The sequence below is a fragment of the Roseovarius sp. E0-M6 genome (assembly GCF_037083845.1).
In the GTDB taxonomy this organism is placed as follows: Bacteria; Pseudomonadota; Alphaproteobacteria; order Rhodobacterales; family Rhodobacteraceae; genus Roseovarius.
This window is the reverse complement of record NZ_JBAPLA010000001.1, coordinates 490,566-506,424: the sequence shown is the minus strand read 5'-3', so window position 1 is coordinate 506,424 and position 15,859 is coordinate 490,566. Positions and strand designations below refer to the sequence as shown.

General features: G+C 61.2%; 18 protein-coding genes. All 18 read right to left on the bottom strand.

Annotated features, from left to right (window positions below):
- Position 1 precedes the first annotated feature (1 nt).
- The 18 genes from V8359_RS02610 to nuoF all read right to left on the bottom strand — a co-directional run bounded on the left by V8359_RS02610 (position 2) and on the right by nuoF (position 15,859).
- Positions 2-775, bottom strand: a complete 774-nt coding sequence (locus V8359_RS02610; RefSeq protein ID WP_336427147.1) for a type III pantothenate kinase — start codon at positions 773-775, stop codon at positions 2-4.
- 18 nt (positions 776-793) lie between these two features.
- Positions 794-1,543 carry a biotin--[acetyl-CoA-carboxylase] ligase gene (locus tag V8359_RS02605; protein ID WP_336427146.1) on the bottom strand — a complete coding sequence of 250 codons (750 nt, stop codon included), beginning with the start codon at positions 1,541-1,543 and terminating at the stop codon, positions 794-796.
- A gap of 86 nt (positions 1,544-1,629) precedes the next feature.
- A complete protein-coding gene (gene nuoN, locus V8359_RS02600; RefSeq protein WP_336427145.1) occupies positions 1,630-3,063 on the bottom strand; it encodes an NADH-quinone oxidoreductase subunit NuoN in 1,434 nt (477 codons plus the stop codon).
- Positions 3,064-3,075: 12 nt separating this feature from the next.
- Positions 3,076-4,623, bottom strand: a complete 1,548-nt coding sequence (locus V8359_RS02595; RefSeq protein ID WP_336427144.1) for an NADH-quinone oxidoreductase subunit M — start codon at positions 4,621-4,623, stop codon at positions 3,076-3,078.
- A complete protein-coding gene (gene nuoL / locus V8359_RS02590) occupies positions 4,623-6,698 on the bottom strand; it encodes an NADH-quinone oxidoreductase subunit L (protein WP_442970304.1) in 2,076 nt (691 codons plus the stop codon). Before nuoL ends, V8359_RS02595 begins: the two co-directional genes overlap by 1 nt.
- A 5-nt stretch (positions 6,699-6,703) precedes the next feature.
- Positions 6,704-7,009 (bottom strand): NADH-quinone oxidoreductase subunit NuoK, encoded by a 306-nt coding sequence (gene nuoK / locus V8359_RS02585; protein WP_336427143.1) that lies wholly within the window; start codon positions 7,007-7,009, stop codon positions 6,704-6,706.
- A 124-nt stretch (positions 7,010-7,133) separates the two neighbouring features.
- Positions 7,134-7,742, bottom strand: a complete 609-nt coding sequence (locus tag V8359_RS02580; protein WP_336427142.1) for an NADH-quinone oxidoreductase subunit J — start codon at positions 7,740-7,742, stop codon at positions 7,134-7,136.
- Positions 7,739-8,152 (bottom strand): carboxymuconolactone decarboxylase family protein, encoded by a 414-nt coding sequence (locus tag V8359_RS02575; protein ID WP_336427141.1) that lies wholly within the window; start codon positions 8,150-8,152, stop codon positions 7,739-7,741. The genes V8359_RS02580 and V8359_RS02575 overlap by 4 nt, the downstream gene beginning before the upstream one ends.
- On the bottom strand, positions 8,149-8,643 hold the full coding sequence (gene nuoI / locus V8359_RS02570; protein WP_336427140.1) for an NADH-quinone oxidoreductase subunit NuoI: 495 nt from the start codon (positions 8,641-8,643) through the stop codon (positions 8,149-8,151). The genes V8359_RS02575 and nuoI overlap by 4 nt, the downstream gene beginning before the upstream one ends.
- 2 nt (positions 8,644-8,645) lie before the next feature.
- A complete protein-coding gene (locus tag V8359_RS02565; protein ID WP_336427139.1) occupies positions 8,646-9,416 on the bottom strand; it encodes a methyltransferase domain-containing protein in 771 nt (256 codons plus the stop codon).
- Positions 9,417-9,422: 6 nt separating this feature from the next.
- The gene (nuoH, locus tag V8359_RS02560; protein WP_336427138.1) at positions 9,423-10,460 is read right to left on the bottom strand and encodes an NADH-quinone oxidoreductase subunit NuoH; all 1,038 of its coding nucleotides are present in this window, start codon (positions 10,458-10,460) and stop codon (positions 9,423-9,425) included.
- A 7-nt stretch (positions 10,461-10,467) separates the two neighbouring features.
- On the bottom strand, positions 10,468-10,878 hold the full coding sequence (locus V8359_RS02555) for a hypothetical protein (protein WP_336427913.1): 411 nt from the start codon (positions 10,876-10,878) through the stop codon (positions 10,468-10,470).
- The gene (nuoG, locus tag V8359_RS02550) at positions 10,878-12,917 is read right to left on the bottom strand and encodes an NADH-quinone oxidoreductase subunit NuoG (RefSeq protein WP_336427137.1); all 2,040 of its coding nucleotides are present in this window, start codon (positions 12,915-12,917) and stop codon (positions 10,878-10,880) included. Before nuoG ends, V8359_RS02555 begins: the two co-directional genes overlap by 1 nt.
- Positions 12,918-12,923: 6 nt before the next feature.
- Positions 12,924-13,334, bottom strand: coding sequence for a DUF5333 domain-containing protein (locus V8359_RS02545; RefSeq protein ID WP_336427135.1), 411 nt, complete (start codon positions 13,332-13,334; stop codon positions 12,924-12,926).
- Positions 13,335-13,461: 127 nt separating this feature from the next.
- A complete protein-coding gene (locus tag V8359_RS02540) occupies positions 13,462-13,797 on the bottom strand; it encodes a hypothetical protein (RefSeq protein ID WP_336427134.1) in 336 nt (111 codons plus the stop codon).
- A 16-nt stretch (positions 13,798-13,813) separates the two neighbouring features.
- The gene (locus V8359_RS02535) at positions 13,814-14,233 is read right to left on the bottom strand and encodes an MAPEG family protein (RefSeq protein ID WP_336427133.1); all 420 of its coding nucleotides are present in this window, start codon (positions 14,231-14,233) and stop codon (positions 13,814-13,816) included.
- 4 nt (positions 14,234-14,237) lie between these two features.
- On the bottom strand, positions 14,238-14,567 hold the full coding sequence (locus V8359_RS02530) for a hypothetical protein (RefSeq protein WP_336427132.1): 330 nt from the start codon (positions 14,565-14,567) through the stop codon (positions 14,238-14,240).
- Positions 14,564-15,859: an NADH-quinone oxidoreductase subunit NuoF gene (gene nuoF, locus V8359_RS02525; protein ID WP_336427131.1), complete on the bottom strand. Its 1,296-nt coding sequence runs from the start codon at positions 15,857-15,859 to the stop codon at positions 14,564-14,566. Before nuoF ends, V8359_RS02530 begins: the two co-directional genes overlap by 4 nt.

Below are 15,859 nucleotides of genomic sequence, written 5' to 3'. Positions count from 1 at the left end.
GTCAGCCTTTCGTTTGATTATGGGCATGGATCACGGTGAGTCCATGCATGGTCAGATCATCTTCGATCACGTCAAATAGCAGGCCGCCCTGCGCGAACAAGGGGGCAAGCCCACCGGTTCCGATGATGCGCATGGGCGCGCCATATTCATCACGGATGCGCGCACAGACCCCGTTCACAAGGCCCACATAGCCCCAGAATACCCCCGACTGCATGCAATCGACCGTGTTCGTGCCGATCACACGGTCCGGCTTGGTGACATCCACATGCGGAAGCGCGGCGGCAGCCGTGTGCAACGCCTCGAGGCTGAGGTTCACGCCGGGCGCGATGACCCCGCCCACATACGCGCCATCCGAGGCCACCACATCAAAGGTCGTGGCCGTGCCGAAATCCACGATGATCAGGTCGCCGCCATGCCTGTCGAACGCCCCGGTCGTATTGACCAGACGGTCCGGCCCGACAGCGGTGCCTTCGTCCACGCGCGGTGGCGTGGGCAGGGCGCAGTCGGGTTTGCCCACCACCATCGGGCGGCACCCGAAAAACCGGTCGGCAAAGACACGCAAGTTGAAGACGACACGCGGCACCGTCGAGGAGATGATCACGTCGGTGATCTCGGCCTCGATCCCGTAGTGTTTCACAAGCGTGGAATACCACGTGAAATAAGCATCTGCCGTGCGCGCATGATGCGTCGAGGTGCGCAGCGTGCACAAAAAGCGGGTGCCGTCCCAGATCGAAAACACCGTATTCGTATTGCCGCAATCTATGGCGAGCAGCATGATCCGCCCTCCCTTAGCTCAGAAGAAGACGTCCGCCGCGGGGATGGCGCGGTGTCCGTCCGCGGTGGATAGAACAAGATTACCGGTCGCGTCCACCGTCTCGAACGTTCCGGTGATGGTCTCATGGGTCGTGCGGGCGGTGATCACCTCTCCAAGCCGCGCGGCGCGATCGAGCCATGCCTCGCGGATGGGGGCGAAGCCGTAGGTCGTGAACTGCGCCTCGTAATGGGCATATGCAGGTGCCAGAAGGTCGAGAAAAGGTTCGCGCCCCACATCGGCCCCTGTGGCCGACATGAGCGAGACGGGCCGCACTGCGCCTGGGTTCAGGGCATCGATCTCGGGCGCGGTGATCAGGTTCACACCGAAACCGATCGCAAGATGGCGCACCCGGGCGCCCTGCCCCGCGCTTTCCAGCAATATCCCCGCCAGCTTCCCGCCGTTGAGCAAAACGTCATTGGGCCATTTGAGCGCCACGCCGGTGGGTCGGCCCGTGGCCGCCGACACCGCGTCATAAAGTGCAAGCGAGGCCACGAAGGAGCGCAGGGCCACGCGGTCGGCGCTCTCGTCCGGGTGCAGCAACAGTGTGGCGGCGAAATTGCCCTCGGGGTTGGCCCAGACCCGCCCACGGCGGCCCCGCGCCGCTGTCTGCCGCAACGCCAGAATCCATTCGGGCCCGGTCAATGTGGGCGCGATGCGCAACGCCTCGGCGTTGCTGCTGTCCACTTCGGCCAGAACCCGACGCCCGTATCCTTGTGGCCAGTCTTTCATCTTTCCTCAAATACTCCCGCCGGAGGCACAAAGAAAAACCGACGCCCCCCGGAGGGCGCGCCGGCTGTCCGTCTGTTGGGGACTGATCACTCGACCAACGTGACGGCAGCGGCCTGTGCCACGCTTTCGATCCCGAAGAGGAACACGATCCCCACAACCATCACAGCCGCACTGGCCACGAGAAAGCCCCACAGCACCGGCGATTGCGGCCGATCGAGCGGCTCGCGCTCTTCGCCGAAATACATGTAGAAGACGATCCTGAGATAGTAGAACGCCCCGATGACCGACGCGATCACACCCGCGATGGCCAACCAGACAAGACCACCGTCATAGGCCGCGCGCAGCACGTAGAATTTCCCGAAAAACCCGAGGAAGGGTGGCACGCCGGCAAGGCTGAACAGCAGGATCAACATCGAGAGCGCGCGCGCCGGATTGGCCCGCGAATACATGTTGAGCCCTGTGATTTCCGTCACCGGCTGACCGTCCCGCTGCATCGACAGGATGAAAGCGAAGGTTCCGATGTTCATCGTCACATAGATGGCCATGTAAATCAGCATCGCCTGCACGCCAAGCGCGGTCCCTGCCGCGAGGCCCATCAAGGCATATCCCATATGCGCGATCGAGGAATAGGCCATGAGGCGCTTGATATCGGTCTGCCCGATGGCCGCGATCCCGCCGAGGAACATCGACAGCACCGACAGAAGCGCCACGATCTGTTGCCAGTCCTGCACGATCCCGCCGAACGCATCGAAGACGACCCGGGCGAACAGCGCCATAGCGGCCATCTTGGGCGCGGTGGCAAAGAAGGCGGTGACCGGCGTGGGCGCGCCCTCATAGACGTCGGGGGTCCACATGTGAAAGGGAACCGCCGAGATTTTGAACGCCATTCCCGAAAGCACGAAGACAAGGCCCAGCAACAGCCCGATCGGGGCCTGCCCTTCGGCCGCCGCGATGATCCCGGAAAAGGAGGTGGTGCCGGTATAGCCATAGACGAGCGACGCGCCATAAAGCAGAAGCCCCGAACTGAGCGACCCCAACACGAAGTATTTCAGGCCCGCCTCGGTGGATTTGACACTGTCGCGGCGTAGCGCGGCCACGACATAAAGCGCCAGCGACTGAAGCTCGAGCCCCATATAGAGCGCCATGAGATCGCCCGCGCTGACCATCACCATCATGCCCACCGCCGCAAGCGCGACAAGCATCGGGAATTCGAACTTTAGCAGGCCGCGGCGCGCCATGTAATCCTGGCTCATGACCAACACGGCGGCGGCGCTGAGCAGGATCGTGATCTTGGCGAACTGCGCAAAGCCGTCATCGATGATCATGCCGTCAAAGGCGGTTCGGTCTCCGCTCAGCGACGAGATGTAAAAGGCCAGCGCCACCATCAACGCAGCCGTAAGCCACACGAGCATGCCCGCCACCTTGTCGCGGCCCGTATAGACCGCTCCGAGCAGGCCCAAAATCGCGTACAGGGCGAGGATAATCTCGGGCAGCATGATATTCAGATCGGACTGGATCATCGTGGCGTCCCCTCAGTGCGATGTGGCGGCGTGTTGCGTCGAGGCACCCGCCTCGGCCACGGCCGTGTCGTAGTTGGTTATCAGCGCCTCGACCGAGGGGCCGATGATGTCGGTCACCAGGCTGGGATAGACGCCCAGCAGGATCGTCATCACCACGAGCGGCGCAAAGATCGCGCGCTCGCGCCCGCCCATGTCGGTGATCGACTTGAGGCTTTCGCGGATCAGTTCGCCCATGACCACCCGGCGATAGAGCCAGAGCGCGTAGGCCGCGCTCAGGATCACTCCCGACGTGGCGACGAGTGCGACCCATGTATTGACCTGGAATACCCCCATCAGCGTCAGGAATTCACCGACGAATCCGCTGGTGCCCGGCAGGCCCACATTGGCCATGGTGAAGAGCATGAAGATCAGCGCATAGGCCGGCATCCGGTTCACAAGACCGCCATAGGCGTCGATCTCGCGCGTGTGCATCCGGTCATAGATCACGCCGACACACAGGAAGAGCGCACCCGAGACGAAGCCGTGGCTGATCATCTGAAAGATGGCGCCGTCGATCCCTTGTTGATTGGCGGCGAAGATGCCCATCGTCACATAGCCCATATGCGCGACGGACGAATAGGCGATGAGCTTTTTCATGTCCTCCTGCGCCAGCGCCACGAGCGAGGTGTAGACGATGGCAATGGCCGACATCCAAAGCACCAGCGGCGCCAGGACATCCGCCCCCACGGGGAACATCGGCAGGCTGAAGCGGAGGAAGCCATAGCCCCCCATCTTGAGCAGGATCGCCGCCAGCACCACCGACCCCGCGGTGGGCGCCTGCACGTGTGCGTCCGGCAGCCATGTGTGAACCGGCCACATCGGCATCTTGACGGCAAAGCTCGCGAAGAATGCGAGGAAGAGAAGCGTCTGCATACCGCCCACGATCTGCACGCCAAGAAGCGGGAAGGTCTCAGAGGCGAATTGGTGGCGCATCAGCGCCGGAATATCCGTGGTGCCCGCATCCGCATACATTCCGACCATCGCCACCAGCATCAGCACCGAGCCGAGGAACGTATAGAGGAAGAACTTGAAGCTGGCATAAATCCGTTCCTTGCCACCCCAGATCCCGATGATCAGGAACATCGGGATGAGGCCCGCCTCGAAGAAGAGGTAGAACAGCACCAGATCCAGCGCCATGAACACACCCAGCATGAGCGTTTCCAACACCAGGAAGGCGATCATGTATTCCTTGACCCGGGTTTTTACGCCCCAAGAGGCGGCAATGGTCAGGGGCATCATGAAGGTGGTCAGCAAGACAAACAGGATGCTGATCCCGTCCACGCCCATCTTATACTTGATATCGAGAAGCCACGCGGCCTCTTCGACCATCTGGAATCCGGGATCGGCGGGGTCGAACTGCACGAGGATGGCAATCGAGACAAGGAAGGTAAGCACCGTCGCCACCAACGCCACCCATTTGGCGGCGCGTTGCGCGAATTCATCCTCACCGCGCAGGAACACCGCGAGGATGGCCGCCGCGATAAGTGGGATGAATGTCGTGAGAGACAGGACATTGGACATCACTCGGCCCCCCCGCTGATAGTCATCCACGTGATGAGAACCGCGATCCCGATCACCATGGCGAATGCATATGTAAAGATGTAGCCGGACTGAGCGCGACCGGCGAGGCGTGTGAAGAAGGGAATGATCCCCATTGCCACGCCGTTGATCGTGCCGTCGATGACATTGCCATCACCGCGGCGCCACAGGAACCTGCCAAGCTGTTTGGCCGGGCGCACGAAGATGAAGTCATACACCTCGTCGAAATACCACTTGTTCAGGAGGAACAGGTAAAGCGGGCGCTGGTTCGCCGCGAGACGGCCCGGAATCGACGGGTTCAGGATGTAGAACCAGTAGGCGGTCGCAAGGCCCAGCAGCATCGCGATGAAGGGCGACAGCTTGACCCAGGTCGGCACGTAATGCGCCTCGTGCAGGATGGTGTTCTCGGGCGCGATGTAAATCGCGGCCTCACCCGGATCGCTTTCCATGACATAATGAAGCTCGGACGCCTTCGGACTACGCTCGGCCACGGCCTCGACCAGTTCCTGCGTCGGTTCGCCATAGGTGCCCCCGAAGAATTTCACCACCTCGTTGGTCTTGCCGAAGAAGCTTCCATACCAGATCGCGCCAGCAAAGACCGCGCCAAGCGCAAGCACACCCAGCGGCACCAGCATCACCGTAGGGCTTTCATGCGCATGCTCGTGCGTGTGCTTGTCGCCGCGCGGCTTGCCCCAGAAGGTCAGGAACATGAGCCGCCATGAGTAGAACGACGTGAAGAGCGCCGCGATCACCAGCATCCAGAAGGCATATCCACCGTCTGTGCCTGCATAGGCCGACTCGATGACCGCATCCTTCGACGCGAAACCCGCGAAGCCGATCCAACCAGTGAGCGGGATGCCCACCCCGGTGATGGCCAGCGTGCCGATCAGCATCGCCCAGAACGTATAGGGCATCTTCTGGCGCAGGCCGCCATAGTTGCGCATGTCCTGTTCGTGGTGCATCCCGTGAATGACTGAGCCCGCCCCGAGAAAGAGCATCGCCTTGAAGAAGGCGTGGGTCAGCAGATGGAACATCGCCACCGAGTAGACGCCGACACCTGCGGCGACGAACATATAGCCAAGCTGTGAACAGGTCGAATAGGCGATCACACGTTTGATGTCGTTCTGCACGAGGCCCACGGTCGCGGCAAAGAACGCCGTCGACGCCCCAAGGAAGACCACGAAATTCATCGCCTCGGGCGCGTATTCCATGATGGGCGACATCCGGCAGACAAGGAACACCCCGGCCGTCACCATCGTCGCCGCGTGAATGAGCGCCGACACGGGCGTCGGGCCTTCCATCGCGTCGGGCAGCCATGTGTGCAGGAAAAGCTGTGCCGACTTGCCCATCGCGCCCACGAAGAGAAGGAAGGCGATGAGATTTGCCGCGTTCCAATCGGTCCAGAGGAACGTAAGCTGAGTTTCGGCCAGTTCGGGCGCGGCGGCGAACACATCATCAAGGCGGATCGAGTCGGTAAGATAGAACAACGCGAAGATACCGAGCGCGAAACCGAAATCCCCCACCCGGTTGACGATAAACGCCTTCATCGCGGCGGCATTCGCGCTTGGCTTGCGGAAGTAGAAGCCGATCAGAAGATATGACGCGAGGCCCACCCCTTCCCAGCCAAAGAACATCTGGGCAAGGTTGTCGGCCGTCACCAGCATCAGCATCGCGAAGGTGAAGAAAGACAGGTAAGCGAAGAAACGGGGGCGATAGCTTTCGGTGTCGCCGAAATTCTCGTCATGGGCCATGTAGCCCATCGAATAAAGATGCACGAGCGCCGAGACCGTCGTGATCACGATGAGCATGATCGTCGTCAGCCGGTCAACGCGGATCGACCATGCGGTATCAAGGCTGCCCGAGCGGATCCAGTCGAGCACGTGCAGCGCATCGTCCTGATGTGCGCCCTGAAGGAAAACCACCCAGCTGAGCAGGCAGGACAGAAAGAGAAGCCCGGTGGTGACCCATTGCGCGCCCTTGTCGCCGATGAGCCGCCAGCCAAAGCCCGCGATGATCGCCCCGATGAGAGGCGCGAAGAGGATGGTCTTGAAAATCATCTGGCTCAGCCTTTCATCACGTTCACGTCTTCGACCGCGATGGTGCCGCGGTTACGGAAGAAGCAGACAAGGATCGCAAGGCCGATGGCGGCCTCGGCGGCGGCAACGGTCAGAACAAAGAGCGTAAAGACCTGCCCCACCATGTCATCCAGAAAGCTCGAGAACGCCACAAGGTTGATGTTCACCGACAGCAGCATCAGCTCGATCGACATCAAGAGGATGATCACGTTCTTGCGATTAAGAAAGAGCCCGAAGATGCCGATGACGAAGAGCGTCGCCGCCACCGTCAGGTAATGTTCCAAACCAATCATGTCGTCCCTCCGGGTCGCCCCGTTCGTTTTCTTTGCGTCGCGTCCCGGACTTTCCCGGGACCTCTTGATCTCCTGCCCCGACCCATCTGGCCGGGAGGCCCCGGTCATGTCCGGGGGGGCGGGCCTACAGCCCTTGCCCTGGCTTCACGTCCTTCAGTTCCATCGCCTTGGCCGGGTCACGATACATCTGCGCCAGCACGTTCTGACGCTTGATATCGGTGCGGTGTCGCAGCGTGAGCGAGATCGCCCCCACCATCGCCACGAGCAGGATCAGACCGGCAAGCTGAAACAGTAGAATGTACTTGTCATAGAGCAGCAGGCCGAGCGCGGCGGTGTTGTGGGTTCCCTCGGGGCGCGGCGCGGCGCTGGCGGCCTTCGCGCCCTCGGCGAAGTCCCATGCGCCATAGGCCAGTCCGAACTGCATCAGCAGAATCACCCCGATCAAAAGCGCGAGAGGCATGTATTTCGCCATTTCCGCCTTCAGCTCGGCGAAATCAACGTCGAGCATCATCACGACGAACAGGAACAACACCATCACAGCGCCGACATAGACAATGATCAGTAGCATCGCGACGAATTCGGCCCCGAGCAAAACGAAGAGCCCTGCCGAACTCAGAAAGGCGAGGATGAGCCAAAGGACCGAGTGAACCGGATGGCGGCTCACCACGGTGAAAAGGCCGCCTACGACGACGCAGATCGCGAAGAGATAAAAGGCAAGTGAAAAGACGGTCATGTGTCTTGTTCCTTCGTATCGCGTTCGTCGAAAACTTCGCGCGCGTAGTCCATGGCGCGGGTCATCGACGGGATGCCGGCAAACATCGCCATCTGGGCGATGGTTTCGGCGATTTCGTCCTCTGTTGCGCCCGCCTCGAGGGCATGGCGCACGGTCATACGCAGCTGCATATCGCTTTGCGCGCCCAGCATGGTGAGCCCGGCCAGCGTCAACAACAGCCGCGTCTTGGCGTCAAGCCCATCCTCGCTCACCCCTTTGCCAAAGGACATTTCCATCATGTCCTTGGGCATGGTCGGCCACAGCGTTTCAAACCCTTTTGGCGAATACGACTCGAGCGCGGGATTGAAGGCTTTCGCCATCTCCTGCGCCTGTCGCATCATATCGGCAAAGGGGTTTTTGGAATCGGTCATCGGTAGGGCGCGTCCATTTCCAGATTGCGGGCAATCTCGGCTTCCCACCGGTCGCCATTTTCCAGAAGCTTTGCCTTGTCATAGTAAAGCTCTTCACGAGTCTCGGTGGCGAACTCGAAATTCGGCCCTTCAACGATGGCATCGACCGGGCAAGCCTCCTCACAGAAGCCGCAATAGATGCATTTCGTCATGTCGATGTCATAGCGCGTGGTGCGGCGCGAGCCGTCATCGCGCGGCTCAGCGTCGATGGTGATCGCCTGCGCCGGGCACACGGCCTCGCAGAGCTTGCAGGCGATGCAGCGTTCCTCACCGTTGGGATACCGGCGCAGCGCGTGTTCGCCGCGGAACCGCGGCGACAGGGGGCCTTTCTCATGCGGGTAGTTCAACGTGGCCTTCGGGGCGAAGAAATACTTCAACCCAAGCTTCAAGCCTTTGAAAACATCTGTCAGCAGGAAGTAGCCTGCCGCGCGTCCATAGTCGATCTGCGTCATGGTCAGCTTCTCCCGTCCAGTTCGAGGTGTGTCGCACCGGCGTTGTCATAGCCGTTCCAACGGGTTTCATAGTCGCTCTGAAGCGCGAAATCCGGTAGATGCGACTCGGTCGTCTTTTCAACTTCGTAGTACAGATAGGTCCGGCCCGGGCCAATCTTGTTCTTGAGCTTCAAGCGCCGCCCGCTGTCGGCCGGGTCCTCAAGTATGACGGGGCCATGATCACCTTCGGGATTTTCCGGAAGCGCGCGGCAATCTATGACGTTGCAATTGCAGGCGCGCTTCCAGAAGGTCCAGACCAATTCGGGATTGAATTGGTACATGCCGTGCCCGTACCACCCGTTGAACCCGTTGGCCGATATGAACCGCCCGCCCGGTTTGAGCATGCGAAACACGCCCTCAAGGGCCATGGGCACATTGAAAACATGTTCGATCGTGCCCGCGTCAAAGATGAAATCGAATTTCTTTTCCAACTTGCGTGCGGGCTTCTTGTTCAGGTCATGCAGGATCGTGGCGCCCCCGTAATTCGAGAAATCCATCGACTCCATTTCACCCAGCCCCAGCTTGCGCATCAGGGTTTCGGCATACGCGTCCTCTTGCAGGAAATCAAAACGCTTCGCGTCGATGCCGTTGCGCTTGAGCGATGTCTCGTAATGCTTGCGCAGGTTGCTGCGGATCTTGAACTTCTGCCGACCCAGCATGACAGTCCGTCCCCGTGGCTGGACCCGCGTGGAGAACTCGACAAGCCGATCGAACAGGACATAATCCACACCCATCGCGCGTCAGCCCCCCATCGCCCAGCGGGCCCAGAAGCCGCCCAGAACCTCGAACTTGGCGAGGAAGGACACGATCACGACCCAAGCCAGTGACAGTGGCAGGAACACTTTCCAGCCGATGCGCATCAGTTGATCATAGCGATAGCGCGGTGTGACCGCCTTGATCATCGCGAAGATGAAGAAGAAGAACGCCATCTTCGAGATCATCCAGAACGCGCCGTCGGGCAGTCCCGGAACAGGGCTGAGCCAGCCGCCAAAGAAAAGCAGCGAGGTCAGCGCGCACATCAGCAGGATGGCGATGTATTCACCGGCCATGAATAGCAGGAAGGGCGTCGAGGAATATTCCACCTGATAGCCCGCCACCAGTTCGGATTCCGCCTCGGGGAGGTCGAAGGGCGGGCGGTTGGTTTCGGCAAGGCACGAGATGAAGAACAGGAAAACCATCGGCAGGTGCGGAAGCCAATACCAGTTGAACATGCCCCAGCTTCCGTCCTGAGCCGCGACGATGGCGCCGAAATTCAGGCTCCCGGTCGAGATCACGACGCCGATGATGATCAGGCCGATCGACACCTCGTAAGAGATCATCTGCGCGGCCGAGCGCAGGCTGCCGAGGAACGGATATTTCGAGTTCGACGCCCATCCGCCCATGATGACGCCATAAACCTCGAGCGAGGACATGGCGAAGACATAGAGGATGGCCACGTTGATATCGGCCAGAACCCAGCCATCGTTAAATGGGATGACCGCCCATGCGATCACCGCGAGCACGAAACTGAGCATCGGCGCCAGAAGGAAGACAGGGCGATCCGCCCCGGCGGGAATCACCACCTCCTTGAGGACGTATTTCAGCGCGTCCGCCACGGATTGCAGAATGCCGAACACACCAACAACGTTGGGGCCCCGGCGCATCTGAACCGCGGCCCAGATCTTGCGATCGCCATACACGAGGAACAGCAGGCTGATCATCACGAAGCCCAGCACAGCAAGGCATTGCGCAAGGATGATCACGAATGTGCCCAAGGGCGTTATCAGAAATTCTCCCATCAGTCCCTCATACCATCGGTATTCCCTGTTCCGCACAATTTGCGGCGACGACTTCCGCGTCGAGTGTCTTTATGCCGCGAGGTAGCGCAGCCGAGATCGTATAAACCGCATCACCACGCCAGACGCCACCCTCTTTGGCCACATTCGTTCGCAAATGCCGCGCAAACCCGTATCCCCGGATCAGTGCGTACTGGGCAGCGGCACAGGCGGCATATTGATCCACGTCTCCGGTGGTGCGCGCGCCCCGCATCACGACGTGGAAGTTCACGATATCGCTGTCCAGAAGCCGTGTCTGCACCCCGTCATATTCCGGCGCGAACCGCGTCACGTCCTCACCGCCCTGTCCCGCCGTATCACAGGCGGCAAGCCCGGCCAACAAGGCCAGACCTGAAAAGGGTATGTGGGCGCGGAGGCGCATCACTCGGCGGCGACCGGGGTTTCGGTGCGGGACCGGGCGTTGGCGCTCAGCTCGGCCATGAGTTCACTGGCGCGGGCGATTGGATTGGTCAGGTAGAAATCCGCGACCGCGTTGCGGAAAGGCGTGCTGCCTTTGCCAAGCTTTTTCAAGGCAAGCGGCTGCCAGTCGTTTCCCGGCACATGATCCACCTTGGCAAGATGGGGCACGTCCCCCACAAGGGCCTGCCGCAGTTGCGCCAAGCTGTCGAATGGCAGGGTTGCGTCCATTTCGCCGGAGAGGGCGCGCAGGATCGCCCAGTTCTCTTTGGCCTCGCCGGGTGCGAAACTGGCCCTCAGGGCAAGCTGCGGTCGACCTTCGGTGTTCACGAAGAGGCCCTGCTCTTCGGTATAGGCCGCGCCCGGCAGGATCACGTCGGCGCGGTGCGCACCACGGTCGCCATGGCTCCCCTGATAGATCACGAAGGGCCCGCCCGCATCGTCGCGGGCAATCTCGATCTCGTCGGCGCCGAGGTTATAGACCACGTCGGCCCCCTCCATCGCCGCAGACATACCACCTTCGGCGACACAGCCCGCATCCATCCCGCCCACGCGGCTTGCCGCCGTGTGAAGGATCAGAAGCTTGGAGTCGGTTTCATCAGCAAGCTTCATGGCGGCGGCCAGCACGGCCTCGCCATCGGCCTCCTGCAATGCGCCCTGCCCGACGATCACGATGCTGGGCTTGTCCTGAACCTCTTTGTGTTTCATGCCGACAAGGCTATCGAGTGCGGCGCGGTCCGTGCCGACATGGGCGTAGTCATAGGTGAGGTCCACCGCCTCGCCCACAAGTTCGACCTGAGCGCCGCGTGTCCATGCCTTGCGGATGCGCGCATTGAGGACCGGCGCCTCGGTGCGGGGATTCGCGCCGATGATCTGAATGAACATTGCGTCGTCGATATCCTCGATCCGGGCCGTTCCAACATAAGCGGAGCGATTGCCGGCGGGCAGTTTCGCGCCGTCGGTCCTGCATTCGGTCACACCGCCCTGCGCTTCGATCAGCTGCCGCAGAGCGAAGGCCGCCTCGACCGGAGCCAGATCGCCAACAAGGCCCACGGGCTTTTCGGCGCCTTTCAGGGCCTCGGCGGCACGCCCCAGTGCTTCGGGCCAGCTTGCCGGGCGGAGTTTGCCATTCTCGCGGATGTAAGGTCGGTCAAGCCGTTGACGGCGCAAACCGTCCCAGACGAACCGAGTCTTGTCGGAAATCCATTCCTCGTTGACCCCATCATGGTTCACCGGAAGGAAGCGCATGACCTCACGGCCCTTGCAATCCACACGGATGCTTGACCCGAGCGCATCCATCACGTCGATGCTCTCGGTCTTGGTCAGTTCCCACGGGCGGGCGGTAAAGGCATAGGGTTTGCTCACCAGCGCGCCGACGGGGCACAGATCGATGATATTGCCCTGAAGATTCGAATCGAGCGTTTCGCCCAGATAGGCGGTGATCTCGGCATCCTCGCCCCGGCCGGTCTGACCCATCGTGTGAATGCCCGCCACCTCAGTGGTGAAGCGCACGCAGCGGGTGCAGGAAATGCAGCGCGTCATGTGGGTTTCCACAAGCGGGCCAAGGTCGAGATCCTCGGTCGCGCGCTTCGGCTCGCGGTAGCGGCTGAAATCAACGCCGTAAGCCATCGCCTGATCCTGAAGGTCGCATTCGCCACCCTGATCGCAGATCGGGCAATCAAGCGGGTGGTTGATGAGCAGAAACTCCATCACCCCTTCGCGCGCCTTCTTGACCATCGGGCTATTGGTTTTGACCTGAGGCGGCTGCCCCTCGGGTCCGGGGCGCAGATCGCGCACCTGCATGGCACAGCTTGCCGCCGGTTTCGGCGGACCGCCAACAACCTCCACAAGGCACATCCGACAGTTCCCGGCGATCGAGAGCCGCTCGTGATAGCAGAAGCGGGGAATTTCGATCCCCGCCTCTTCACAGGCCTGGATCAGGGTCATGGCCCCGTCCACCTCGATTTCGGTCCCGTCGATGATGAGCTTGCGAAGGTCAGACATTGGTATTCACTTTGCTTTGAGAAGAGACCCGATAACGCTCTTCTTGGAGATTTCCGCGCGGCCCAGAACGCACAGGCTTTGTGCGTCCAGATTGCTCGCGCCTTTGGATTTGAAAAAGGCATTGCGCCGTTCGCGCATCGCCCGCTGATGCGCCTTGTTGTTCACATAGGCGTCGATTTCATTTTCGGTGTAGCCACGATCCCTGGCCATCGACTTGAGGCCATTCACATAGGATCGCGCCCGAAAGAAGCGGCCCGAAATGCTGTTGCATTCGCGGCGAATCTTGTCAGCGGCGGCCACCGCCAACAACCCTGCATTGATGTCTTTTTCATTGGGAAGCCCGACCTTGGCCGAGGCACCCGCGACCGAGCCCGCAGCAAGTGCGAAGCTGAGAACGGCAGTTGTGATCATACGCATGTTGGTCTCCTTTTACCCAAGCGAACCGGGCCCGCGCAATACGCTTGGCCGGCTGGGAAACAGGTGGTGGTCGCCCGCGTTGTTATGCAATAACACCGGGGGTTTTCCGCCCATATGCGTGAACACGCTACCATTTGTTGCAGGTGCCCCTGAGCACGAGATTTCCATTGTCGGCCACGATACGCGAGGCCGCGTCATCGGGTCCGGGATTCCACGCGATGGTCGAGTCGCCGAAAAGCTTGACGCAGTAATCGGTCCCTTCATAGCGGCCCGCCTCACGCGCGCCGTCGATACCCTGATCGACACGGCGCACGGTCACGACGAAATTATGCCGCTCGCCGACCTTTTTTGCCTTGGCCGGGTAATAGTTCCCGTCAAAGCGCACCCGCTCGCCGGGTTTCGCGCACCCGGTGGCGACAAGCGCGCCCGTCATGGCCAGTATGAGGCAGGTCTGTCTGAGCATTCGGGCCGTCCTTTTCTCAGAATGCCGCGATAATAGCGGTCAGCGCCAGCAGGACGCACATGGCCCAGCCGAACACATAGGTGAAAGAGCGGATGCTCATGTCGGGTTTGCCGATGCCGCGCACATGCACGACCGCCAGAATGATCCGGCTGAGCAAATAAAGCGTGGCGAGCCAGTTGACCCATATCGCGCCGCCACCGGCCAGGATCGCCGCCCCGGTGACAAGCGCAAAGGTGCCCGTGCTTTCGGCGGCATTGCCATAGGCCCGGTGCCAGCGATAGGTCGCACTGGAGTAATCCGGCTCGGGCGAGCTTCCTGGGGCGAGGCCGAGGCGCGTTTTCTTCATCGCCGAGAGCGGGCTCATGATCAGGGTCAGAAGGCCCATGCCCGCCATTGCAGCAATGGCGTGCGCGTATGGTCCGAATACACTTGTCATGTCGTCATCCCTTCGCCCCGCACAGCACATCGTATCGCATATCTCCCGCGGCGCGCGCCACCGGAAGCACGACCATCGGCTTGGCTCCGTCACAGGCGACATCAACCGCGAAAGCTGTGGCCTGCGCTGTTTCGCCGTCAGAAATTGCCGCGCCATCGCGGCGTGTCACCGTGACGACGACCTGTTCGGCCGCGATCGTCTTGCCGCTGCGGGCCGTCATTTCAACCTTGTGACGCGCGGCCTGCGCCTCGTAATCGTCCGATCGGACGGTTTCGGCCAAAGCGGAACCGGCACCGACACACAGCGCAGCGGATATGAGCGCCGCGCGCATCATTCAGCGGCCACCGCGCTCACGCGGCCCGTGCGCTTGTGCTTGATGCGGTCCTCGATCTCGTCGCGGAAATTACGGATAAGCCCCTGAATTGGCCAAGCCGCCGCATCGCCGAGAGCACAGATCGTATGGCCCTCGACCTGCTTGGTAACGTCAAAGAGCATGTCGATCTCCTCGACCTCGGCGTCCCCCTTCACGAGCCGGCCCATGACCCGCATCATCCAGCCCGTGCCCTCGCGGCAGGGCGTGCATTGGCCACAGCTTTCGTGCTTGTAGAATTTCGACAGCCGCCAGATCGCCTTGATGATGTCGGTGTCCTTGTCCATCACGATCACCGCGGCGGTGCCAAGGCTTGAGCCGACCTCGCGCAGGGCATCGAAATCCATGATCACGTCTTTCATCTTCTCGCCGCGCACACATGGCACCGAAGACCCGCCGGGGATCACCGCCTTGAGATTGTCCCACCCTCCACGGATGCCACCGCAATGTTTCTCGATCAGCTCCTCAAAGCTGATCGACATGGCGTCCTCGACCACACAGGGGTTGTTCACGTGACCCGAGACCGCGAACACCTTGGTGCCCGCGTTGTTCTGACGTCCGAAGCCTGCGAACCATTCGGCACCGCGCCGCAGGATCGTGGGCACGACGGCGATCGATTCCACGTTGTTCACCGTGGTCGGACAGCCATAAAGCCCTGCCCCCGCCGGGAAGGGCGGTTTCATCCGTGGCATGCCTTTCTTGCCCTCGAGACTTTCGAGAAGCGCGGTTTCCTCGCCGCAGATATAGGCCCCGGCGCCATGATGCAGATAGATATCGAAATCCCAGCCAGACCCACAGGCGTTGCGCCCGACAAGCCCTGCATCATAGGCTTCGTCGATCGCGGCCTGAAGCGCCTCGCGTTCGCGGATATATTCGCCCCGGATGTAGATATAACAGGCATGCGCGTTCATCGCGAAACTCGCGATCAGACACCCCTCGATCAGGGTATGCGGATCGTGGCGCATGATCTCGCGGTCCTTGCAGGTTCCGGGCTCGGATTCATCGGCATTGACCACCAGATATGCAGGCCGCCCGTCGCTTTCCTTGGGCATGAAAGACCATTTCAGCCCGGTGGGGAACCCCGCGCCACCCCGGCCGCGCAGACCGCTCGCCTTCATCTGATCGACGATCCAGTCACGGCCCTTGTCAAGGATGCCGGCAGTGCCATCCCAGTGACCCCGCGATTGCGCGCCCTTCAAGCTACGGTCATGCATACCGTAGAGATTGGTAAAGATGCGGTCCTCGTCCTTCAGCAT